Source organism: Pseudomonas sp. MONT-RG-20F-20-E-7-02 (assembly GCF_022662395.1).
GTDB lineage: Bacteria > Pseudomonadota > Gammaproteobacteria > Pseudomonadales > Pseudomonadaceae > Aquipseudomonas.
Genome location: NZ_JAKNQN010000005.1, coordinates 420035 through 439510 on the forward strand (window position 1 = coordinate 420035; position 19476 = coordinate 439510).

Annotated in this window: 17 protein-coding genes; 11 read left to right on the top strand and 6 right to left on the bottom strand. The window is 61.5% G+C overall.

Going from position 1 to position 19476, the window contains the following annotated elements:
* Positions 1–75 precede the first annotated feature (75 nt).
* The 6 genes from L8I05_RS17535 to L8I05_RS17560 all read left to right on the top strand — a co-directional run bounded on the left by L8I05_RS17535 (position 76) and on the right by L8I05_RS17560 (position 7306).
* Positions 76–684 (top strand): YqiA/YcfP family alpha/beta fold hydrolase, encoded by a 609-nt coding sequence (locus tag L8I05_RS17535; RefSeq protein ID WP_159953863.1) that lies wholly within the window; start codon positions 76–78, stop codon positions 682–684.
* Between the two features lie 45 nt (positions 685–729).
* On the top strand, positions 730–2634 hold the full coding sequence (parE, locus tag L8I05_RS17540; RefSeq protein WP_099548087.1) for a DNA topoisomerase IV subunit B: 1905 nt from the start codon (positions 730–732) through the stop codon (positions 2632–2634).
* A complete protein-coding gene (locus tag L8I05_RS17545) occupies positions 2634–3629 on the top strand; it encodes an esterase-like activity of phytase family protein (protein ID WP_159953864.1) in 996 nt (331 codons plus the stop codon). Before parE ends, L8I05_RS17545 begins: the two co-directional genes overlap by 1 nt.
* Positions 3626–4147 carry a TIGR02281 family clan AA aspartic protease gene (locus L8I05_RS17550; protein ID WP_177017357.1) on the top strand — a complete coding sequence of 174 codons (522 nt, stop codon included), beginning with the start codon at positions 3626–3628 and terminating at the stop codon, positions 4145–4147. The genes L8I05_RS17545 and L8I05_RS17550 overlap by 4 nt, the downstream gene beginning before the upstream one ends.
* A gap of 10 nt (positions 4148–4157) precedes the next feature.
* Positions 4158–6422: a DNA topoisomerase IV subunit A gene (gene parC, locus L8I05_RS17555; RefSeq protein ID WP_110622558.1), complete on the top strand. Its 2265-nt coding sequence runs from the start codon at positions 4158–4160 to the stop codon at positions 6420–6422.
* 176 nt (positions 6423–6598) lie between these two features.
* Positions 6599–7306 (top strand): ABC-type transport auxiliary lipoprotein family protein, encoded by a 708-nt coding sequence (locus tag L8I05_RS17560; protein ID WP_197625767.1) that lies wholly within the window; start codon positions 6599–6601, stop codon positions 7304–7306.
* A 178-nt stretch (positions 7307–7484) separates the two neighbouring features.
* On the opposite strand, the gene L8I05_RS17565 is transcribed toward L8I05_RS17560, so the two are convergent.
* Complete coding sequence (locus L8I05_RS17565) at positions 7485–9020, bottom strand: AhpA/YtjB family protein (RefSeq protein ID WP_242170600.1); 1536 nt, start codon at positions 9018–9020, stop codon at positions 7485–7487.
* Positions 9021–9154: 134 nt separating this feature from the next.
* Here L8I05_RS17565 and serB point away from each other — a divergent pair, with 134 nt between their 5' ends.
* Positions 9155–10369, top strand: coding sequence for a phosphoserine phosphatase SerB (serB, locus tag L8I05_RS17570; RefSeq protein WP_017138476.1), 1215 nt, complete (start codon positions 9155–9157; stop codon positions 10367–10369).
* A gap of 143 nt (positions 10370–10512) precedes the next feature.
* Here serB and asd read toward each other — a convergent pair whose 3' ends face one another.
* From asd to L8I05_RS17585, 3 genes are read right to left on the bottom strand one after another with little or no spacing between them, the layout of a single operon-like run.
* The gene (gene asd / locus L8I05_RS17575; protein ID WP_159953870.1) at positions 10513–11373 is read right to left on the bottom strand and encodes an archaetidylserine decarboxylase; all 861 of its coding nucleotides are present in this window, start codon (positions 11371–11373) and stop codon (positions 10513–10515) included.
* A 17-nt stretch (positions 11374–11390) separates the two neighbouring features.
* The gene (rhdA, locus tag L8I05_RS17580) at positions 11391–12206 is read right to left on the bottom strand and encodes a thiosulfate sulfurtransferase (protein ID WP_159953871.1); all 816 of its coding nucleotides are present in this window, start codon (positions 12204–12206) and stop codon (positions 11391–11393) included.
* Positions 12207–12263: 57 nt separating this feature from the next.
* Positions 12264–13799 carry an HDOD domain-containing protein gene (locus L8I05_RS17585; protein ID WP_242170603.1) on the bottom strand — a complete coding sequence of 512 codons (1536 nt, stop codon included), beginning with the start codon at positions 13797–13799 and terminating at the stop codon, positions 12264–12266.
* A gap of 166 nt (positions 13800–13965) precedes the next feature.
* Between L8I05_RS17585 and motA the strand changes: the two genes are divergently transcribed.
* Complete coding sequence (gene motA / locus L8I05_RS17590; RefSeq protein ID WP_017138472.1) at positions 13966–14817, top strand: flagellar motor stator protein MotA; 852 nt, start codon at positions 13966–13968, stop codon at positions 14815–14817.
* A 3-nt stretch (positions 14818–14820) separates the two neighbouring features.
* Positions 14821–15843, top strand: coding sequence for a flagellar motor protein MotB (gene motB, locus L8I05_RS17595; RefSeq protein WP_242170605.1), 1023 nt, complete (start codon positions 14821–14823; stop codon positions 15841–15843).
* A gap of 49 nt (positions 15844–15892) precedes the next feature.
* Here motB and rsgA read toward each other — a convergent pair whose 3' ends face one another.
* Complete coding sequence (gene rsgA, locus L8I05_RS17600; protein WP_003171340.1) at positions 15893–16924, bottom strand: small ribosomal subunit biogenesis GTPase RsgA; 1032 nt, start codon at positions 16922–16924, stop codon at positions 15893–15895.
* Positions 16925–17032: 108 nt separating this feature from the next.
* Here rsgA and orn point away from each other — a divergent pair, with 108 nt between their 5' ends.
* Positions 17033–17575, top strand: a complete 543-nt coding sequence (gene orn, locus L8I05_RS17605) for an oligoribonuclease (RefSeq protein WP_159953874.1) — start codon at positions 17033–17035, stop codon at positions 17573–17575.
* Positions 17576–17756: 181 nt separating this feature from the next.
* On the top strand, positions 17757–18374 hold the full coding sequence (locus L8I05_RS17610; protein WP_169875734.1) for a trimeric intracellular cation channel family protein: 618 nt from the start codon (positions 17757–17759) through the stop codon (positions 18372–18374).
* On the opposite strand, the gene queG is transcribed toward L8I05_RS17610, so the two are convergent.
* Positions 18371–19435, bottom strand: coding sequence for a tRNA epoxyqueuosine(34) reductase QueG (gene queG / locus L8I05_RS17615; protein ID WP_197625757.1), 1065 nt, complete (start codon positions 19433–19435; stop codon positions 18371–18373). The two genes, L8I05_RS17610 and queG, sit on opposite strands and share 4 nt — an antisense overlap.
* Positions 19436–19476: the final 41 nt, after the last annotated feature.

A 19476-nucleotide genomic window follows, 5' to 3' on the forward strand; every position in this document is an offset into this window, starting at 1 on the left:
TTGGATAGAGGGTCTCACACACCACCCCGATCCCTGTAAACTGCGCCTCTTTGGCTGAAGCACGGAGAGCCCGGCATGTCTGCTTCGATCTTGTATATCCACGGTTTCAACAGCGCGCCAGCCTCCAACAAGGCCAGCCAGTTGATCACTGTGATGGACAGCCTCGGCCTGGCCGACCAATTGCGCGTGCCGGCCCTGCATCATCATCCCCGTCAGGCGATTCCTCAATTGGAGGAGGCCATTGAGCAACTGGGGCGGCCGCTGCTGGTCGGAAGCTCACTCGGCGGCTACTATGCAACCCATCTTGCCGAACGCCATGGCCTCAAGGCGCTGTTGGTCAACCCGGCGGTCAGCCCTCATCGGATGTTTGACGGTTACCTGGGCACCCAGAAGAACCTCTACACCGATGAAACCTGGGAATTGACCCACGACCACGTCACGGCCCTGGCCGAACTGGAAGTGCCGGCCCCGCAGGACGCCGGGCGTTACCAGGTGTGGTTGCAGACCGGCGATGAAACCCTGGACTATCGCCTCGCCCAGCAGTATTACCGGGCCTGTGCCTTGCGCATCCAGGCGGGTGGCGACCACGGTTACCAAGGTTTCGCCCAGCAATTGCCGGCCATGTTGAGCTTTGCCGGCATTGGCGCAGATCAGTATCAATCCTTCGATTTTTCTTCACTGTAAAAATCGCAGGTCACTTTTTAATCGAACGACTCACGACGAGACCCCATGGCCACTCCCAGCGCTAGCTCTTATAACGCCGACGCCATCGAAGTCCTCTCGGGCCTCGACCCGGTGCGCAAACGCCCCGGCATGTACACCGACACCAGCCGGCCGAACCACCTTGCCCAGGAAGTCATCGACAACAGTGTCGACGAAGCCTTGGCCGGGCACGCCAAGTCGGTGCAGGTCATCCTGCACGCCGACCACTCCCTGGAAGTGTCCGACGATGGTCGCGGCATGCCAGTGGACATCCACCCGGAAGAGGGTGTGTCGGGCGTCGAGCTGATCCTCACCAAGCTGCACGCCGGGGGCAAGTTCTCCAACAAGAACTACCAGTTCTCCGGTGGCTTGCACGGTGTGGGCATTTCCGTGGTCAACGCCCTGTCGACCCTGGTGCGGGTCAAGGTCAAGCGCGACGGCAACGAGTACCAGATGACGTTCGCCGATGGCTACAAAGCCACCGACCTGGAAGTGGTCGGCACTGTTGGCAAGCGCAACACCGGCACCAGCGTGTACTTCGCGCCGGACCCGAAATACTTCGATTCCCCCAAATTCTCCATCAGCCGCCTCAAGCATGTACTCAAGGCCAAGGCCGTGTTGTGCCCGGGCTTGCTCGTCAGCTTTGAAGACAAAGGCACCGGCGAAAAGGTCGAGTGGCATTACGAGGATGGCCTGCGCTCCTACCTGGAAGACTCCGTCAGCGACTTCGAGCGCCTGCCCAACGAGCCGTTCTGCGGCAGCCTGGCTGGTAATAAAGAAGCCGTCGACTGGGCGCTGCTGTGGTTGCCGGAAGGTGGCGACAGCGTGCAGGAAAGCTACGTCAACCTGATCCCCACGGCCCAGGGCGGCACCCACGTCAACGGTTTGCGCCAGGGTTTGCTGGATGCCATGCGCGAATTCTGCGAATACCGCAGCCTGTTGCCGCGCGGCGTGAAGCTGGCGCCGGAAGACGTGTGGGAGCGCATCGCGTTCGTGCTGTCGATGAAGATGCAGGAACCGCAATTCTCCGGCCAGACCAAGGAACGCCTGTCGTCCCGTGAGGCGGCGGCGTTTGTTTCCGGTGTGGTCAAGGACGCGTTCAGCCTGTGGCTCAACGAGCATCCGGAACTGGGCCTGGCCCTGGCGGAACTGGCGATCAACAACGCCGGCCGTCGTTTGAAAGCCAGCAAGAAGGTCGAGCGCAAGCGCATCACCCAAGGCCCTGCATTGCCTGGCAAGCTGGCCGATTGCGCCGGGCAAGACCCAATGCGTTCCGAGCTGTTCCTGGTGGAAGGTGACTCCGCCGGTGGTTCCGCCAAGCAAGCGCGGGACAAGGAGTTCCAGGCGATCCTGCCGTTGCGCGGCAAGATCCTCAACACCTGGGAAGTCGATGGCAGCGAAGTCCTCGCCAGCCAGGAAGTGCACAATATCGCCGTGGCCATCGGCGTTGACCCCGGCGCGGCGGACATGAGCCAGCTGCGCTACGGCAAAATCTGCATCCTCGCCGACGCTGACTCCGACGGTTTGCACATCGCTACCTTGTTGTGCGCGCTGTTCGTCCAGCACTTCCGCCCGTTGGTGGATGCCGGCCACGTCTACGTCGCCATGCCGCCGCTGTACCGCATCGACCTCGGCAAAGAGATTTTCTACGCCCTGGACGAAGCCGAGCGCGATGGCATCCTCGACCGCCTGGTCGCCGAGAAAAAACGCGGCAAGCCACAGGTCACGCGATTCAAAGGCCTGGGTGAAATGAACCCGCCGCAGCTGCGCGAAACCACCATGGACCCGAACACGCGGCGCCTGGTGCAGTTGACCCTGGAAGACTTCGCCGGCACCTCGGAAATGATGGACATGCTGCTGGCGAAGAAGCGTGCCCCGGACCGTAAAGCCTGGCTGGAATCCAAAGGCAACCTGGCCGAGGTTCTGGGCTGATGCGCACAGGCTTCGCCCTGGCGATCCTGATGTTAAGCGGGTTGGCGGCCACCTCAGTGGCTGCCGCGCCCGTGGCTGAACTCAAGCTGGTTTCCGAACACCCGGTGGACGGCATGCGCGGCGGCAACCTCTCGGGCCTGGCGCTGTGTGGCAAGGACTTGTGGACGGTTTCAGACCGCGATGACGATCAAATCTATCGCCTGGATATCAGCGCGCCGACCTGGCAAGCCGAAACGGTAAAGATCGACGTGCCACCGGTGCCCGAGTCCGGTTTGCCCTGGGGTTTGCGCTCGCGCACCAAGGCCGCGTCGTTCATTCGTGGTGGCGACCTGGATTTTGAAGGCATCACCTGTGACGCAGCCGGTAACCGTTACATTGTCAGTGAGGCCCACGCGGCCGTGCTGCAAGTGCCGGTGGAGGGCGCGGTGCAGTGGTTGAAGATTGCCCCGAGCATGGTGCGTGAAGCCCGGGCCAGCGGCATGTTGCTGCATTTCAACGCGTTGTTTGAAGGCCTGGCGATTAACCCGCAAGGCAATCAGATTTGGCTGGCGGCCGAGCGTGAGCGGCGTGGCCTGATCTCGATCAAGCGCGGGCAAAGCGTCTGGGATTGCGACGGCCCTTGCGTGTTGTTGAGCGAAGCCGGCCAGGAAGTGCAGCCGGCGCAGTTCACCAATGCCAAGGCGGTGTCCAAGGATTTCGCCGACCTGGTGCTGTTCAACGGCAAGCTGTTTACCCTGGAACGCAATGCGTTCCAGATTTGCCGGCGCGATGCGGTCACGGCCAAAGTCGAGCTGTGCTGGTCGTTTGCCGATGAAACCCTGGCGCCAAACCGGCGTTATGCTCAGCCGTATGGCCTGGCCGAAGCCCTGGTGGTAGATGCCGACGGCGCCTGGTTGGGTATCGACAACAATTTCGGCCCGCGCGCCGATGGTGAAAAACGCCCTGTGGTCTATCGTTTCGCCGCCCCTGCAGGTGGTTGGAGCGCCCAGCCATGAGCGGGCAACCGCCTGGCAAGCGCGCCGGACGCGTATTGATGTTTGTGGCGTGGGGCGCCGGGCTGTTTTTGGCTACGCGGTTTTTTGGGCAGTGGGAGGCGCGTCAGGAAAATCCCAATGCCGTGGTGACCTCGGAGCAACATGAGGGTTACATCGAAGTGAAATTGCTGGGCAATGGCCAGGGGCATTTTGTTGCCAGCGGCCAGATTAACGCTCAGCCGGTGGTGTTTATGCTCGATACCGGGGCGACCGATGTGGCGGTGCCGGCCGAATTGGCCGACCACCTCGGGCTTAAGCGTGGCCTGCCGGTGACCTTGAGCACCGCCAACGGCCGTGTCCAGGGCTATCGCACCCACCTCGACCGCCTGAAACTGGGCGATATCGTCCTGCAGGACGTGCGCGCGATAGTCGCGCCGGGCTTGGACGGGGAACAGGTGCTGCTGGGCATGAGTGCATTGAAACAACTTGAATTTACCCAGCGCAGCGGCACATTGCTGCTGCGCCAGACCAAACAATGATGAGGCCCGCATGAGTGACATCCTCGCAGACAGCTTAGATGGCGTAGAACGCCGGTCGCTGGCTGACTTCACCGAAAATGCCTACCTCAACTACTCCATGTACGTGATCATGGACCGTGCCTTGCCGCATATCGGCGACGGCCTGAAGCCTGTACAGCGGCGCATTATCTACGCCATGAGTGAGTTGGGCCTGGACGCAGATTCCAAGCACAAGAAGTCGGCGCGTACCGTCGGTGACGTGCTCGGTAAGTTCCACCCGCACGGCGACTCGGCGTGCTACGAAGCCATGGTGCTGATGGCCCAGCCGTTCAGCTACCGCTACACGCTGGTAGACGGCCAGGGTAACTGGGGTGCGCCGGATGATCCCAAGTCCTTCGCCGCCATGCGCTACACCGAAGCGCGCCTGTCGCGTTACTCGGAAGTGCTGCTCAGCGAGTTGGGCCAGGGCACCGCGAACTGGGGCCCTAACTTCGACGGCACGCTGGACGAGCCGCTGGTGTTGCCGGCACGTTTGCCGAATATCCTGCTCAATGGCACCACTGGCATCGCGGTCGGCATGGCCACTGACGTGCCGCCGCATAACCTGCGCGAAGTCGCCACCGCCTGCGTGCGCTTGCTCGATGAGCCAAAGGCCACGGTCGAGCAGCTCTGCGAGCATATTCAGGGCCCGGATTACCCGACCGAAGCGGAAATCATCACGCCGCGCGCCGACCTGCTGAAGATGTACGAAACCGGCAAAGGCTCGGTGCGCATGCGCGCCGTGTACCACATCGAAGACGGCGACATTATTGTCACCGCGCTGCCGCACCAGGTGTCCGGCGCCAAAGTGCTCGAGCAGATCGCCGCACTGATGCAGGCCAAGCCGTCGAAACTGCCGCAAGTTGCCGACCTGCGTGACGAGTCCGACCACGAAAACCCGTGCCGCATCGTGATCATCCCGACCAACAGCCGGGTCGACCACGAAGTGCTGATGCAGCACCTGTTTGCCAGCACCGACTTGGAGTCGAGCTACCGGGTCAACGTCAACATCATCGGCCTGGACGGCAAGCCGCAGCTGAAAAACCTGCGCAACTTGCTGGTGGAGTGGCTGGAGTTCCGCGTACAGACCGTGCGCCGCCGCCTGCAATTCCGCCTCGACAAGGTCGAGCGCCGCCTGCACCTGTTGGACGGCTTGCTGATTGCCTACCTTAACCTGGATGAAGTGATCCACATCATTCGTACCGCCGAGCACCCGAAAGCCGAGCTGATCGCGCGTTTCGAGCTGAGCGAGATCCAGGCCGACTACATCCTCGACACCCGTTTGCGTCAGTTGGCGCGACTGGAAGAGATGAAGTTGCGTGATGAGCAGGACGCACTGCTTAAGGAACAAGCCAAGTTGCAAGCCTTGTTGGGCAGCGAAGCCAAGCTGAAGAAGCTGGTGCGCACTGAATTAATCAAAGACGCCGAAACCTATGGTGATGACCGTCGGTCGCCAATCGTCGAGCGTGCTGAAGCGAAAGCTCTGACAGAAACCGAGCTGTTGCCTAACGAGAAAATTACCGTCGTTCTGTCGGAAAAGGGTTGGGTTCGTTCCGCCAAGGGGCATGATATTGACGCCACCGGCCTGTCGTACAAGGCCGGTGATGGCTTCAAGACCGCTGCTGCCGGGCGTTCCAACCAGTTTGCGGTGTTTATCGACTCCACCGGGCGCAGTTACTCGGTGCCGGCGCACACCTTGCCTTCAGCACGTGGCCAGGGCGAACCGCTGACCGGGCGACTCACACCGCCACCGGGGGCGAATTTCGAATGTGTGCTGCTGCCGGACGATGATTCGCTGTATGTGATCGCCTCCGACGCGGGCTACGGCTTCGTGGTCAAGGGTGAAGACCTGCAGGCCAAGAACAAGGCGGGCAAGGCATTGTTGAGTTTGCCGAACAACGCCAAGGTGATCCTGCCGCGTACGGTGGAAGACCGCGAGAGCAACTGGCTGGCGTCGGTGACCACCGAAGGGCGTTTGCTGGTGTTCAAGATCAGTGACTTGCCGCAGCTGGGTAAGGGCAAGGGCAACAAGATTATTGGCATTCCCGGGGAGCGAGTGGCCAGTCGCGAAGAGTACGTGACCGACATCGCGGTGATCCCGGAAGGCTCTACCCTGGTACTCCAGGCAGGCAAACGCACACTGTCGTTGCGCCCCGACGACCTGGAACATTACAAGGGTGAGCGTGGCCGACGCGGTAACAAACTGCCGCGCGGCTTCCAGCGAGTGGACGCTTTGTTGGTTGAAACGCCGGTTTAAAGCGTATTAGAGCCCTCGATCTACGATTTAACGCGTAGATCGACGCTTTCGCGCTGGAGTCATGGCGCATATTCACGGATGATATGGCCTTTCCAGCGCCGGCGTGGCCGAGCGTGTTTAGGTTATTTTTAGTATTACATTGTGGTTCGCCTTGTGGCAGCCACCTGGATGGGATGATGACTGCTCCACGCCTTCCTCTATTTTTGATGCTCGCTGGCCTTTTGGGGCTGGCGGGTTGCAGCACACACCAGCCGGTGTCGCTGTACCAGCTGGACAGCGGAAGTCCGGCTCAGCCAGCCCAATCCGCTGGCATGGCTGTGTTGTTGGGTCCGGTAGTGGTTGCTGACTACCTGCAACGCGAAACCCTGCTGCAACGTCAGAACGACGGCAGCTTGCAAGGTTCCACCGATGGCCGTTGGGCGGGCAGTTTGTCGTCCGATATCAACCAGCTGATGTTGCGTCAGGTGGCGGGTCATTTGGACAGCCAGCGCGTGGTGCTGGCGCCTGCGCCAGCCGGGTTCACCCCGGATGTGCAGGTGTTGCTGACCATTACCCGACTTGACTCGGGTGCTTCGCAGCCGGCGATCCTGGATGCGCAGTGGCGCTTGATCGACCGCCGTGGCCAGGTGCGCGATAACCGCATCGTGCACCTGCAGGAAGAACACACCGGCACTACCGCGTCCCAGGTCCAGGCCCAGGGCGTGTTGTTGCAGCATCTCGCGCAGCAGTTATCGGTGGCGCTCAAGCCATTGGCTAACCAGCCGTCGGTTGCCGAAGCTCCGCGTAAGCAGGCGCCGGCGCAGGCCAAGCCGGCAGCCCCGGAAAAGCCGAAGATGCCCATGGCTACGCCGATTCGTACGGATATGGAAGTGTTCAGGTTCTGATCTGAATAGCGCACAAACAAAAGGCCCGCTTACTCAGCGGGCCTTTTTGTTGATCGTTCCCACGCTCTGCGTGGGAATGCAGCCAGTGACGCTCTGCGTCACCCTCGCACATGGCCTGGGACTGAGCGTCCCAAGAGGCATTCCCACGCAGAGCGTGGGAACGATCAGCGGGTGGTCTTTAGAGTTTTGTACGGGTCTCATGCATCCGCGCCAACTGCCGTTCCAGCATCGATGGATACGGCTCCATCAACCGCTCCACACAGCTCGCGCCTTCAGGGCTGGCGATCGGGCGGATACGCGCGCGCTGGCGGATCAAGGTGTCTTCACTGATCTTGCGCTCCACCAGCAACAGGTTGCGGCTGTGTTGCGACAAGGCCAGTGCGTCCTGGGCGATCTCGGTCAGCAGCAGGTCGATCTGGCTCATGCCGAACAGATCATCGCCCACGGTCAGGCCAAGCTGCAGCTGCAAGGTGATGCCACTGTCGGCCACTTCGATCTGCAGGGCATGGCCCAGGGCGCGCAACAACTCGCCGCAGCAGATCGCGTTGGTCAGATAGTCTTCACCGCTGTCTTCGCTATGGAACAACATCAGCGTGCTGCCATCGTTCAGGGTGTGCAGCTCGCTCTGATACAGCGAAGCAGCCTGGTCCAGGCAGTCACGGTAGCGTTCCAGCAGTTCGGTCAAGCGCGCACGCGGCAGGCGGCGCAATTGGTCCTGGGCACCCAGTTGCACGGCCAATACGGCGCTGTGCTGAGGTTCGGTGTTCTTCACCGGTGCAGGCTTTGGCGCAACGGCCGGGGCGGCAGCCGAAGTGTCGCGCAGGTCGGAGAACGGATCTTCATCATCCAGTTCATCTTCCTCGGCCTTGATGATCTGGCGCGTTGCAGGCTTGAGGCCGGCCACCGGCGCGCTTTCGTCAAAGCCCGGGTCACGCAAGTCGCGCACTTCAAACTCGGGTTCGTCTTCGTCGTAGTCGGTGTCGTCGTACTCAGGCTCCGGTTCAACCTCGGGCACTACCGGTTCCGGGGCGAAGCTGGCGTGGAGTTGGCGGGCGAGGTCGCCGATCTCATCCTGGCGGTCAGTGGCCGGGGTGTGTTCGTCGATATCGCGCAGCCAGATGCGCAGTTGCATCAACGGCGTGGAGATATGCCGACCCAGGCGCAAACTCAGGGCCAGGGCCAAGGCCAGCAGGATCGCGCTGAGGATGCCCATGCTCTGCAGGCTGATGGTCATCGGCTGCTGGAATTGCTGCATGTCGAGGCTGATGCGCAGTTGGCCGGCCTTCACATCCTGAAACGTGATGTTGCTCTGGTACAGGCCTTCGGCCTCACCCAACAGGCCGTTTTTCGGGCGCTGCCCGGCTTCGGCCATGATCCGGTTGTCCACGCTATAGATAGCGGCGTGAGCCACCAGCGGGTTCTTGGTCAGGTTATTGAGCAGCACGTTGAGGCTGAGGATGTCATTGGACACCAGCAGCTCAGTCGCCGAGGTGGCGGTCTGAGTGGTCAAGCTCTCGCCCAGGGCGTCGGCTTGCTCGTGCATGGCCTGCTTGAACTGCAAACCCATCACACAGGCGTAGATCACCAAGGCCAGAGCGACCAGGATCACGTTATGGCTGGCGATGCGTAATGCGATCGGTACACGGCGGTGGCGCAGTGCCCGGAAGATCAGCAGGAAGAAGTTATCGGTTTTTACTGGCGTAGGCCGGTTCACTTGAGCTCGGCTCTTTAGTCCGTGAAGTTGACGCGCAGTATAGCGACAGGCCTGGGACCGGCAAAGCGCTGGCTGTGCCCGATGGTCACTGAAAGTGGGTAGAATGCGGTTTTTTTCCAGCCTGGGGGTGCGCTTTGCGCGAAATTGTCCTGATCAACATCACTGGCGAAGACCGCCCGGGTCTCACCGCAGCCATTACCGGTGTGCTGGCCCAGGGTGGTGTGAACATTCTCGACATCGGCCAGGCCGTGATCCACGACACCCTGTCGTTCGGCATCCTCGTGGAAATCCCGAGCACCGAGCAGGCTTCGTCGGTGCTCAAGGACATCCTGTTTACGGCGTATAAGCTCGATCAACAGGTGCGTTTCACGCCGGTGTCCGAAGCCGATTACCAGCATTGGGTGGAAGGCCAGGGCAAAAAACGCCACATCGTCACGCTGCTGACCCGCAAAGTCACCGCCGAACAGTTGCAGCGCGTGAGTTCGATCACTGCGCAATACGGTTTGAATATCGACCACATCGACCGTTTGTCGGGTCGCATGCCATTGGATACGCCAGCCGACAAGGGCAAGGGCTGCATTGAGTTCTCGGTGCGCGGCGAGCCGGCTGATCCGCAAGCCCTGCGCGCTGAATTCCTCAGCGTGGCCCAGGAGCTGAATGTCGACATCGCCTTCCAGGAAGACTCGCTGTTCCGCCGCAACCGCCGCCTGGCGGTATTCGACATGGACTCCACGCTGATCGAAGCCGAAGTCATCGATGAGTTGGCCAAGGCTGCCGGTGTGGGTGAGCAGGTGTCGGAAATCACCGAGCGCGCCATGGCTGGTGAGCTGGATTTTCGCGCGAGCTTCAAGGAGCGCCTGGCGTTGCTCAAAGGCCTGGATGTGAGCGTGCTGGACTCGATCGGTGCGTCGCTGCGCCTGACCGAAGGCGCCGAAACCTTGTTCGCCGAACTCAAGCGCCTGGGCTACAAAACCGCCATACTGTCAGGTGGCTTCACCTACTTCGCCAAGCAATTGCAGGCCAAGCTGGGCATCGACTATGTGTTCGCCAACGAGTTGGAAGTGGTGGATGGCAAGGTGACCGGCGTGGCGGTGGAGCCGATTGTCGACGCACAGCGCAAGGCGGATCTGCTGAAGGAATTGGCCCACAAGGAAGGCTTGCGTCTGGAGCAGACCATTGCGGTCGGCGACGGCGCCAATGACTTGCCGATGCTGGCGATTGCCGGGCTGGGTGTGGCGTTCCGCGCCAAGCCGTTGGTCAAGCAGTCGGCCAAGCAGGCGATTTCGACCTTGGGGTTGGACGGTGTGTTGTATCTGCTGGGCTTTCGCGACCGCGACGGTCAGCTGTAAGCGGTTCGCACTGTAGAAATGCAGTAAAAAATGTGGGAGCGGGCTTGCCCGCGATAGCAGTGGATCAGTCAATGATGTATCGACTGATACTCCGTCATCGCGGGCAAGCCCGCTCCCACATTTTGATCTTCAATCGGCTTTAATCAGGCTTTAGGCGCGGCGATGCCCTGGCCCATCTGCACCGGCGTACCCGCCACCAGTTCTTCAGCCCACTTCACCTGGTCTGGCCCGAACAGCACGATTGCAGTCGAACCCAGCTTGAAGCGGCCCAGTTCGGCACCTTTCTCCAAGTGAATCGGCGCGCGTGCGGCTTCGTCGTAGCGGAAGGTTTTCAGCTCGCGTTTCGGCGGCGTTACCAGCCCGGCCCACACGGTTTCAATCGACGCGACGATCATCGCACCCACCAACACCACCGCCATCGGGCCGCGTTCGGTGTCGAACAGGCAGACAACACGCTCGTTACGTGCAAACAGCTCCGGCACGTTTTCGGCGGTGGTCTGGTTGACCGAGAAAATCCGCCCCGGCACATAAACCATCTCGCGCAGCGTACCGGCCAGCGGCATGTGCACGCGGTGGTAGTCCTTCGGCGACAGGTAGATGGTGGCGAAGTCGCCGCCCATAAACGGTGCAGCCACTGCCGCATCGCCGCCCAGCAGTTCCAGCACGCTGAAGCTGTGGCCCTTGGCCTGGAACACCCGGCCATGTTCAATCGGGCCCAACTGGCTGACGGCGCCGTCGGCCGGGCTCAATACCGCGCCTGGGGTTTGATCCAGCGGGCGGGCGCCGTCTTTCAGCGCGCGGGTGAAGAAGGCGTTGAAGTGCTCGTAGGCGGTCAGGTCTTCAACCAGCGCCAGGGACATGTCCACTTGGTAGCGCTTGGCGAACCACGCCGTGAAGGCGTTCTTGAACCAGCGCACGCGGCACTCGGCAATGCAGCCGGCCAAGCGCGAGAGCAAGTGGTGCGGCAGCAAATACTGGCTGAGGATAAACAACTGCTTTTTCATTAACTGTCCTTTAAACCTTAAATCTCAACGGGGGTGTCGGGGTGGTTGCCCCATTCGCCCCAGGAACCGGCATAACCTTTGACTCGCGGATAACCGAGCGCCTTGGCCACCAGGTAGGTGAAGCCAGAGCGGTGGTGAGTCTGGCAGTGGGTGATGATTTCTTTGTCTTTGGTCAGCCCGAGGTCTTCGAGGATCTGCGGCATGTCGCGGCGGATGCGCAGGTTGCGCGCCTTGTCCATGCCGGCGGTCCATTCAAAATTCACGGCGCCGGGGATGTGGCCGCCCTTGGCCGCCAGGACTTTTTCGCCGGAATACTCCAGCGGGCCGCGTGCGTCCCAGATGCCCAGGTCGGCAGCACCGAGCCGGCTTTGCAGGTATTCGCGGGTGGCGGTGGGGCCGTCGTGCAAGGTCAGGCTGACCGGGCCGCCGACCGGGGCGGGCACCTCGGTGGACAGCGGGTGGTTACCGTCCAGCCATGCCAGCAGGCCGCCGTCCAGGTAGTGGTATTTCTGGTGGCCGATCACGTCGAGCATCCAGATGAAGCGCCCGGCCCAGCCACCGCCTTCGTCGTCGTAGACCACGTAGGTCGCGTCCGGGGTGTGGCCCAGTTCGCCGAAGAGTTTTTCCAGGTCGGCCTTGTTCGGCAGCAAACCGGGCGCGGGTGGCTGGCCCAGTTGGGTGCGCTTGGGGTCAACGAAATGCGCGCCGGGGATATGCCCTTCGGCGTAGCGGGCGGCACTGGTGAGGTCCACCAGAATCAGGTGTTCGGCATCCAGTTGACCGAGCAGGTCGCTGGACTCGATCACCAGCGGCAAGCCAGAGAAGTCAGGCATGTGAGGTCTCCTGGGCACAAATGTTGGCGGTAAAAGAGGGCGATTGTAGCGCAAGCATCAAGCGCTGCGGTTGGTAAAGCTGTGCAGGGCTTTCTCGATGCATTGAGCGGTTTTGCCGAACGCCTGCACGGTGGTTTCCGAGAACGGCCCGCCGCCCTGGTCGGCGACCATCAGCATCACCACCTTGCCGTTGCAGCTCAGGGAGCGTAGCAACAGGTGTTCGCCGGTGAACAGGCGGCGCAGGATCGGCGGCAGCAATGCCGAGAACTGTGCGTGATTGTCCGGCGTGAGGCGCACCTGGGCAGGCTTCTCCAGCAGGCGTTGCAACAGCGTGCTGTTGACCACGTCCAGGCTGAGGTTGGCGGCGTCCTTGGGCAAGCCATCGGCTTGATGCACGCGCAAGGTGCTCAGCGCACGGTCGGCCATAAACAGCAAAACCCGCTGCATGCCGCTGGCGACCAAGGCTTCCTTGGCACACGTAGTCAGGTGCATGGCGTTGGCAAAACGGCTCGGCTCCACCAGCAGCTCGGTGCAGCGCTTGCGCCACACGGCCAGTGCTTCGGCAGTGGGCGGCGGCGCCGGCAGCAGGCCGCGATGGATTTTCTGCACATGCCACGGCCAGATCAGCGACAGCGCCGGGTGCCATAGGTCCGGCATCAAGGTGCTGCGCGCGCTGGTCACCGCTTGCTGGTGAACCTGCTGCTGCACGTCGCCCAGCGGCGCTTGCAGGTACAGCGCGGTGAGGTATTGCCAGCGCTCGGTGTGCGGGCAGGTCCAGGATTCCTGGGCCGACATCGCCAGGCCGTTCGCCAGCAGCACGGTGTTGGCTGGTTGGTTGAGCCAGCGGCGCAGGTTGGGTTCGGCGTCGAGCAATTGCTGGTGGCGCAAGGCGTCGTCTTCGCGGGCGATGTGCAGCGCTTTTACCAGCAGGCGTTGTTCGGTCAGCAGCAGGTTGTAGCCCTGGGAGACCCAGATCGGCAGGTGCCAGGCTTCGGTCAAGCCGAGGCACAGGTCCAGCAGGCGCACACCGAACAATTCCTGCTCGACCTTGCGTGCCGGCTGGCCTTTGTGGATCACCCGCAATTCCCATTCTTCGAGGAGCTTGGGAAAGGCGACGGCCATCGGCCACAGTGGCGACAGAAACAGCAGGCTGCCCCAGTGAATGTCCTGCCACAACCGCGCGAGGCGGCTGGCGAACAAACCGTTGGCTTGCTGGGACGCGTGTTGGCTCACCAGCAGCAATTGGCGCAGGGCCACCGGGATGTCTTTTTCCGGCACCGAGGGCAGGCGCGCCAGCAACTCTTCGGCGCGTTTGAGGCCCAGGCGGTTCAGCGCCACTTCAAGGTTTTCCGCCGGTTCGGCCATGCTGCCGTGGGTGTGGCTGTTGGCCTCACGCATCACGCTGAGCACCAGCGCCGGGCTGTTTTGCATCAGCTCGGCAATATCTCGCAATGAACTGCGGCTATCGCGAATGGCTTTGCACACACGCTCGTGGCTGGCCTGGGGAACGGGCAGCAGCACCTCGTCCAGGCGCTTGATCCAAGCGGCGAGTGTGGTGGGTTTTGTCGTTGGAACTGTCGTTTCATTAGCCATGATTGGGGCGCGATCATCACTTGCATTCAACACGCCCGGAACGGGCCGAATTGGCTTTTCGCCTTAACGGGCTATAGTCTGGCGCAGTTTTGCCGATAAGTAGAACAAGAGTTTTCAGCTTCACCCAATATGTCCATGAACCCGACGGCGCAAGTACCAATCTCCTATGGCTAAAATTATCGGCATCATCGTCGTCATCGCAAGTGTGCTCGGTGGGTACGTCCTGTCCCACGGTAAAATTGCTGCGCTGATCCAGCCCTTCGAAGTGCTGATTATCGGCGGTGCCGCGTTTGGCGCATTCCTGCAGGCCAACCCCGGCTACATGACCATGCACGTGATCAAGAAGTCGCTGGGCATGTTCAGCTCGCGCTTCTCCCACACCTTCTATTTGGAAGTGCTGGGGCTGATCTACGAGATCCTCAACAAGAGCCGCCGCGAAGGCATGATGGCCATCGAAGGCGACATCGAAGACGCCGCCGCCAGCCCGATTTTCGCCAAGTACCCGGCAGTGCTCAAAGATGAGCGCATGACCGCCTACATCTGTGATTACCTGCGCATCATGTCCTCCGGCAACATGGCGCCGCACGAGCTGGAAGGCTTGTTCGACATGGAGTTGTTCAGCCTTAAAGAAGAGCTGGAACACCCATCCCACGCCGTGACCGGCGTTGCCGACGGCATGCCCGGTTTCGGTATCGTTGCGGCGGTACTCGGTATCGTGGTGACCATGGCGTCCCTGGGTGAGGGCGACCAGAAGGCCATCGGCATGCACGTGGGTGCGGCACTGGTAGGTACCTTCTTCGGTATTCTCGCCGCCTACGGTTTCTTCGGGCCGCTGGCGACTTCCCTGGCCCACGATGCCAAGGAAGAAGTGAATTTGTACGAAGCGATCAAGGCGTGCCTGGTGGCTTCGGCATCCGGCATGCCGCCGTCGCTGGCGGTGGAGTTCGGGCGCAAGGTGCTGTACCCGAAACATCGCCCGAGTTTTGCCGAGCTGGAACAAGCGGTTCGCGGTCGCTAAGTCATGGAAAACAACCAGCCGATAATCATCAAGCGCGTCAAGCGCTTCGCTGCGGGGCACCATGGCGGCGCCTGGAAAATCGCCTTCGCCGACTTTGCGACGGCGATGATGGCGTTCTTCCTGGTGCTGTGGCTGATGTCTACCGCCACGCCCGAACAGAAGATCGCCATCGCCGGTTACTTCAAAGACCCGATTGGCTTCTCGGAAAGCGGCACCCCGTTTGTGATCGACCTGGGCGGCTCGCCGCAACTGGCGCCTGAGCGCACCATCAACCCCGAGGTCAAGACGGAAGCACCGCAGGAAAAAATCCCGATTGAGCGTGACACCGTCGAGGCCATGGCCGAGCAGGTTGAGCAAGAGCGCCTGGAGCTGTTGCTGCAGGAGTTGCAGACCAAGGTTGAAGAGAACCCGCAGCTGCTGAAATTCAAGGACCAGATTTCCTTCGAAATCACCCCGGAAGGCCTGCGCATCCAGATCACCGACGCCGCCAACCGGCCGATGTTCGATTCCGGTAGCGCGCGCTTGAAGCCGTACTTTGAGGACATCCTGCTGGCCATGGCCGACACCATCAAGGCGGTGCCGAACAAGATCAGCATCAGCGGCCACACCGACGCCAAGCCGTATGCGGGCCAGGGCGACTTCGGCAACTGGGAGCTTTCCGCCAACCGCGCCAACGCTGCCCGCCGAGCACTGGTCGCGGGCAGCTATCCGGACCCGCAAGTGGCCCGCGTGGTGGGTTTTGCGTCCTCGCAGCTGTTTGATCCCAAGGATCCGTTCAACCCGATCAACCGTCGTATCGATATCGTCGTGCTGACCAAAAAGGCCCAGCGCGCGATTGAAGGCGATCAAGGCGCAGCGCCGACGGCACCGACCCAAGGCGAAGGCGCGCCAGGCGAAGTGCCGGCCGACCCGAACGCCATCCCGCCAGGGCAGGAACCGCTGCCGGCGCATGAGCTGCGACAGAAGCTGAACCTGTTTGATGACGGTGGGGTGAAAGATCCGACGGTGCCTGCGCCTGGGTCGTAATCCAGATACAAAAAGGCCGCGATGATCGCGGCCTTTTTGTAGGTGCGGTTTAGTAACTGCTCTCCGGCAAGCTCGCAATAATCGATCGGTAGCTGTTCATCCGCTGCTGCTGCACGCGGCCGTCTTCCAGGGCCTTGAGTAGCGCACAGCCCGGCTCGCGGTCGTGTTTGCAGTCGCGGAAGCGGCAGGTGCCGATCAGGTCGTTGAACTCGATGAAGCCCGCTTCCACGTCGCTGCGGCTGACGTGGCCGAGGCCGAATTCACGGATGCCTGGGGAGTCGATCAACTCACCGCCGCCGGGGAAGTGGAACAACCGCGCGGTGGTGGTGGTGTGGGTGCCCTGACCGGACAGCTCCGACAGCGGGCCGACGCGGGTGTCGACTTCCGGCAGCAGGCTGTTGACCAGCGACGACTTGCCGACGCCCGACTGGCCGACGAACACGCTGATGCGCCCGTCCAACTGCTGTTGCAGCTGTTCCATGCCATTGCCGTGATGCGCTGAAACTTCCAGCACCGGGTAACCCAGCGTGCGGTAGACCGCCAGCAGCGCGTTGAGCGCCGGGGCGTTCTGCTCGTCGATCAGGTCGAATTTGTTCAGCAGCAACAGTGGGCGAATGCCCGCATGTTCGGCTGCGACCAGGTAGCGGTCGATCAGGTTGGCATGCGGCTCTGGCAGCGGTGCGAACACGATCACGATCATGTCGACGTTGGCCGCCACCGGCTTGAGCTGGCCGCGGCTGTCGGGGCGGCGCAATTCGGTGGTACGTGGCAACTGGGCGACGATCACGCCGATGCCCTGGTTGCCGGCACGCCACACCACCTTGTCGCCGGTGACCAGCGCAGGCAGGTTGGCGCGCAAGTGGCAACGGGAAACAGAGCCTGCGAGTTCGCCTTCGAGCGCCTCGACTTCGACCTGCACACCAAAGTGCGCGATCACCAGGCCCGTTTGTTCGGGGCCCAGGTCGCCGCCCTCGAGCGCTTCCACGGCGGAGGATTCACGTTTGGCGGCGCGAGCGGCGCGTTCACCTTGAATCTTTTCGATGCGCCAGTTTTGGCGACGGTTGAGCTGGCGTTTGGCCATTGGTGTTCCGTGTCGATAATGCAAAGGTTGGGTAAAACGGTCGCGAGTCTAGCACGGCCCCGCCTGCTAAACTGCGCAGCTAAGCCAAGGTGCCAAGAGAATCAAGCCATGCAAAACCCACAGAACCTGATTTGGATCGATCTGGAAATGACCGGTCTGAACCCCGACACCGACGTCATCATTGAGATGGCGACGATTGTCACCGACAGCAACCTCAACACCTTGGCCGAAGGTCCGGTGATCGCCATTCACCACAGCGACGCCGTCCTCGCCACCATGGACGAGTGGAACACCCGCACCCACGGCAACTCCGGCCTGACCCAGCGCGTGCGCGACAGCCGCATCAGCATGGCTGACGCCGAAGCTGAAACCATCGCCTTCCTGGAAAAGTGGGTGCCCAAGGGCAAGTCGCCGATCTGCGGCAACAGCATTTGCCAGGATCGCCGCTTCCTTTATACGCACATGAAGGCGCTGGAAAGCTACTTCCACTACCGCAACCTGGATGTGTCCACTTTGAAAGAGCTGGCTGCACGTTGGGCGCCGGAAGTTAAAGACAGCTTCCATAAGGGCAGCACCCATTTGGCGCTGGATGATATTCGCGAGTCGATCGCCGAGCTGCAGCATTACCGCAAGCATTTCATCAAGGCTTAAGTTTGCAGGGCCTGCTTTGGCCTCATCGCAGGCAAGCCAGCTCCCACATTTGAATGTATTCACATATCAAAAGGTGGGAGCTGGCTTGCCTGCGATAGGGGCGCCTCGGTCTTTCGCCAAACGCCCCCTTTTGGTGCCATCACCAAATGATTAGACTGCGCGCCTCTTTGCAAGGATCGCCATCATGCTGTTGATGCTCTACCTCATCGCCATCACCGCCGAAGCCATGACCGGCGCCCTGTCCGCCGGGCGGCGCGGTATGGACTGGTTTGGCGTGGTGCTGATCGCCTGCGTCACCGCCCTGGGCGGTGGTTCGGTGCGCGATGTGCTGTTGGGGCATTACCCGCTGACGTGGGTCAAGCACCCGGAATACCTGGTGCTGACCTCCATCGCGGCATTGGTGACGATCTTTATCGCGCCGTTGATGCGCCACCTGCGCTCGCTGTTCCTGGCGCTCGACGCCGTCGGCCTGGTGGCGTTCACCTTGATCGGCTGCATGACCGCCCTGGAAATGGGCCACGGCATGTTGGTGGCGTCGGTCAGCGGCGTGATCACCGGGGTGTTCGGCGGCATCCTGCGAGATATTTTCTGCAACGACATCCCGCTGATCTTCCGCCGTGAGCTGTATGCCAGCGTGTCGTTCCTGGCCGCGTGGTTCTACATGCTGTGCCTTTACCTGGAGCTGCCGAGCGAGCAAGCGATTCTGCTGACGTTGTTCAGTGGCTTTCTACTGCGTCTACTGGCGATTCGTTTTCACTGGGAAATGCCCAAGTTCGTCTACAACGACGACGTGCACTAACGCGTAGCGTGCCTGTTGAGCGCCCACTCCACGTGTTCGCGCACCAAGTCCGAGGGATAATCCCGGCGCGCCTTCAAGGCTTCCAGCACCGGAATACTCGACGGCGCATTGCCCAGGCCGACCGCCAAATTGCGCAGCCAGCGCTCGTAACCGGCGCGGCGTAGGGGCGAGCCTTCGGTGCTGCTGAGGAATTTATCCTCGTCCCACATAAACAGTTCGGCCAGCTCGGCGTTATCCAGATTATGCCGTGGCTTGAAATCGCCCTCAGTGGTGGCGCGGGCGAAACGATTCCACGGGCAAACGATCTGACAGTCATCGCAGCCGAACACGCGATTGCCGATCAGCGGGCGCAAGTCTTCAGGGATGGCACTCTTGAGTTCGATGGTGAGGTAGGAAATGCAGCGTCGCGCGTCCAGTACATAGGGGCCGACGAAGGCATTGGTGGGGCAAATGTCCAAACACGCGGTGCAGCGGCCGCAGTGCTCGGTGCTGTGCGGGGCGTCGACCGGCAAGGGCAAATCGACAAATAGTTCGCTCAAGAAGAAATAGCTGCCGGCCTTGCGATTGAGCACCAGGGTGTTTTTGCCGATCCAGCCGAGACCGGCCTGCTCGGCGATGGCTTTTTCCAGCACCGGCGCGCTGTCGACAAACGCGCGAAAGCCAAACGGGCCGATCTGCGCCTGAATGCGGTCGGCCAGTTGCTGCACGCGTTTGCGGATCAGCTTGTGGTAGTCGCGGCCGAGGGCGTAACGGGATATGTAGGCTTTTTCTGGCTTGGCCAGCAATTGCGCCATTTGGGTGTCGCCAGGCAGATAGTCCATGCGCAGCGACACCACACGGAGCGTGCCGGGCACCAACTCGTCGGGGTGCGAGCGTTTGCTGCCATGGGCGGCCATGTAATCCATCTCGCCGTGGTAGCCCGCGTCGAGCCAGCGTTGCAGATGCTGCTCATGCTCGGCCAGGTCCAGGCCGCTGATGCCGACTTGTTGAAAGCCCAGCTCGCGGCCCCAGTCTTTGATCGATTGGGCGAGGGCAGGCAGATCGGTGGTGATGGCAGGCATGAGACAAGGGAAACCGCAGGTTAGATAGGTATAATTCTGCC

Bases quoted from the DNA above. Each gene is read 5' to 3' on its own strand.
- L8I05_RS17535 (WP_159953863.1), top strand. From the start codon at position 76: ATGTCTGCTTCGATCTTGTATATCCACGGTTTCAACAGCGCGCCAGCC.
- parE (WP_099548087.1), top strand. From the start codon at position 730: ATGGCCACTCCCAGCGCTAGCTCTTATAACGCCGACGCCATCGAAGTC.
- L8I05_RS17545 (WP_159953864.1), top strand. From the start codon at position 2,634: ATGCGCACAGGCTTCGCCCTGGCGATCCTGATGTTAAGCGGGTTGGCG.
- L8I05_RS17550 (WP_177017357.1), top strand. From the start codon at position 3,626: ATGAGCGGGCAACCGCCTGGCAAGCGCGCCGGACGCGTATTGATGTTT.
- parC (WP_110622558.1), top strand. From the start codon at position 4,158: ATGAGTGACATCCTCGCAGACAGCTTAGATGGCGTAGAACGCCGGTCG.
- L8I05_RS17560 (WP_197625767.1), top strand. From the start codon at position 6,599: ATGACTGCTCCACGCCTTCCTCTATTTTTGATGCTCGCTGGCCTTTTG.
- asd (WP_159953870.1), bottom strand. From the start codon at position 11,373: ATGAAAAAGCAGTTGTTTATCCTCAGCCAGTATTTGCTGCCGCACCAC.
- rhdA (WP_159953871.1), bottom strand. From the start codon at position 12,206: ATGCCTGACTTCTCTGGCTTGCCGCTGGTGATCGAGTCCAGCGACCTG.
- L8I05_RS17585 (WP_242170603.1), bottom strand. From the start codon at position 13,799: ATGGCTAATGAAACGACAGTTCCAACGACAAAACCCACCACACTCGCC.
- motA (WP_017138472.1), top strand. From the start codon at position 13,966: ATGGCTAAAATTATCGGCATCATCGTCGTCATCGCAAGTGTGCTCGGT.
- motB (WP_242170605.1), top strand. From the start codon at position 14,821: ATGGAAAACAACCAGCCGATAATCATCAAGCGCGTCAAGCGCTTCGCT.
- rsgA (WP_003171340.1), bottom strand. From the start codon at position 16,924: ATGGCCAAACGCCAGCTCAACCGTCGCCAAAACTGGCGCATCGAAAAG.
- orn (WP_159953874.1), top strand. From the start codon at position 17,033: ATGCAAAACCCACAGAACCTGATTTGGATCGATCTGGAAATGACCGGT.
- queG (WP_197625757.1), bottom strand. From the start codon at position 19,435: ATGCCTGCCATCACCACCGATCTGCCTGCCCTCGCCCAATCGATCAAA.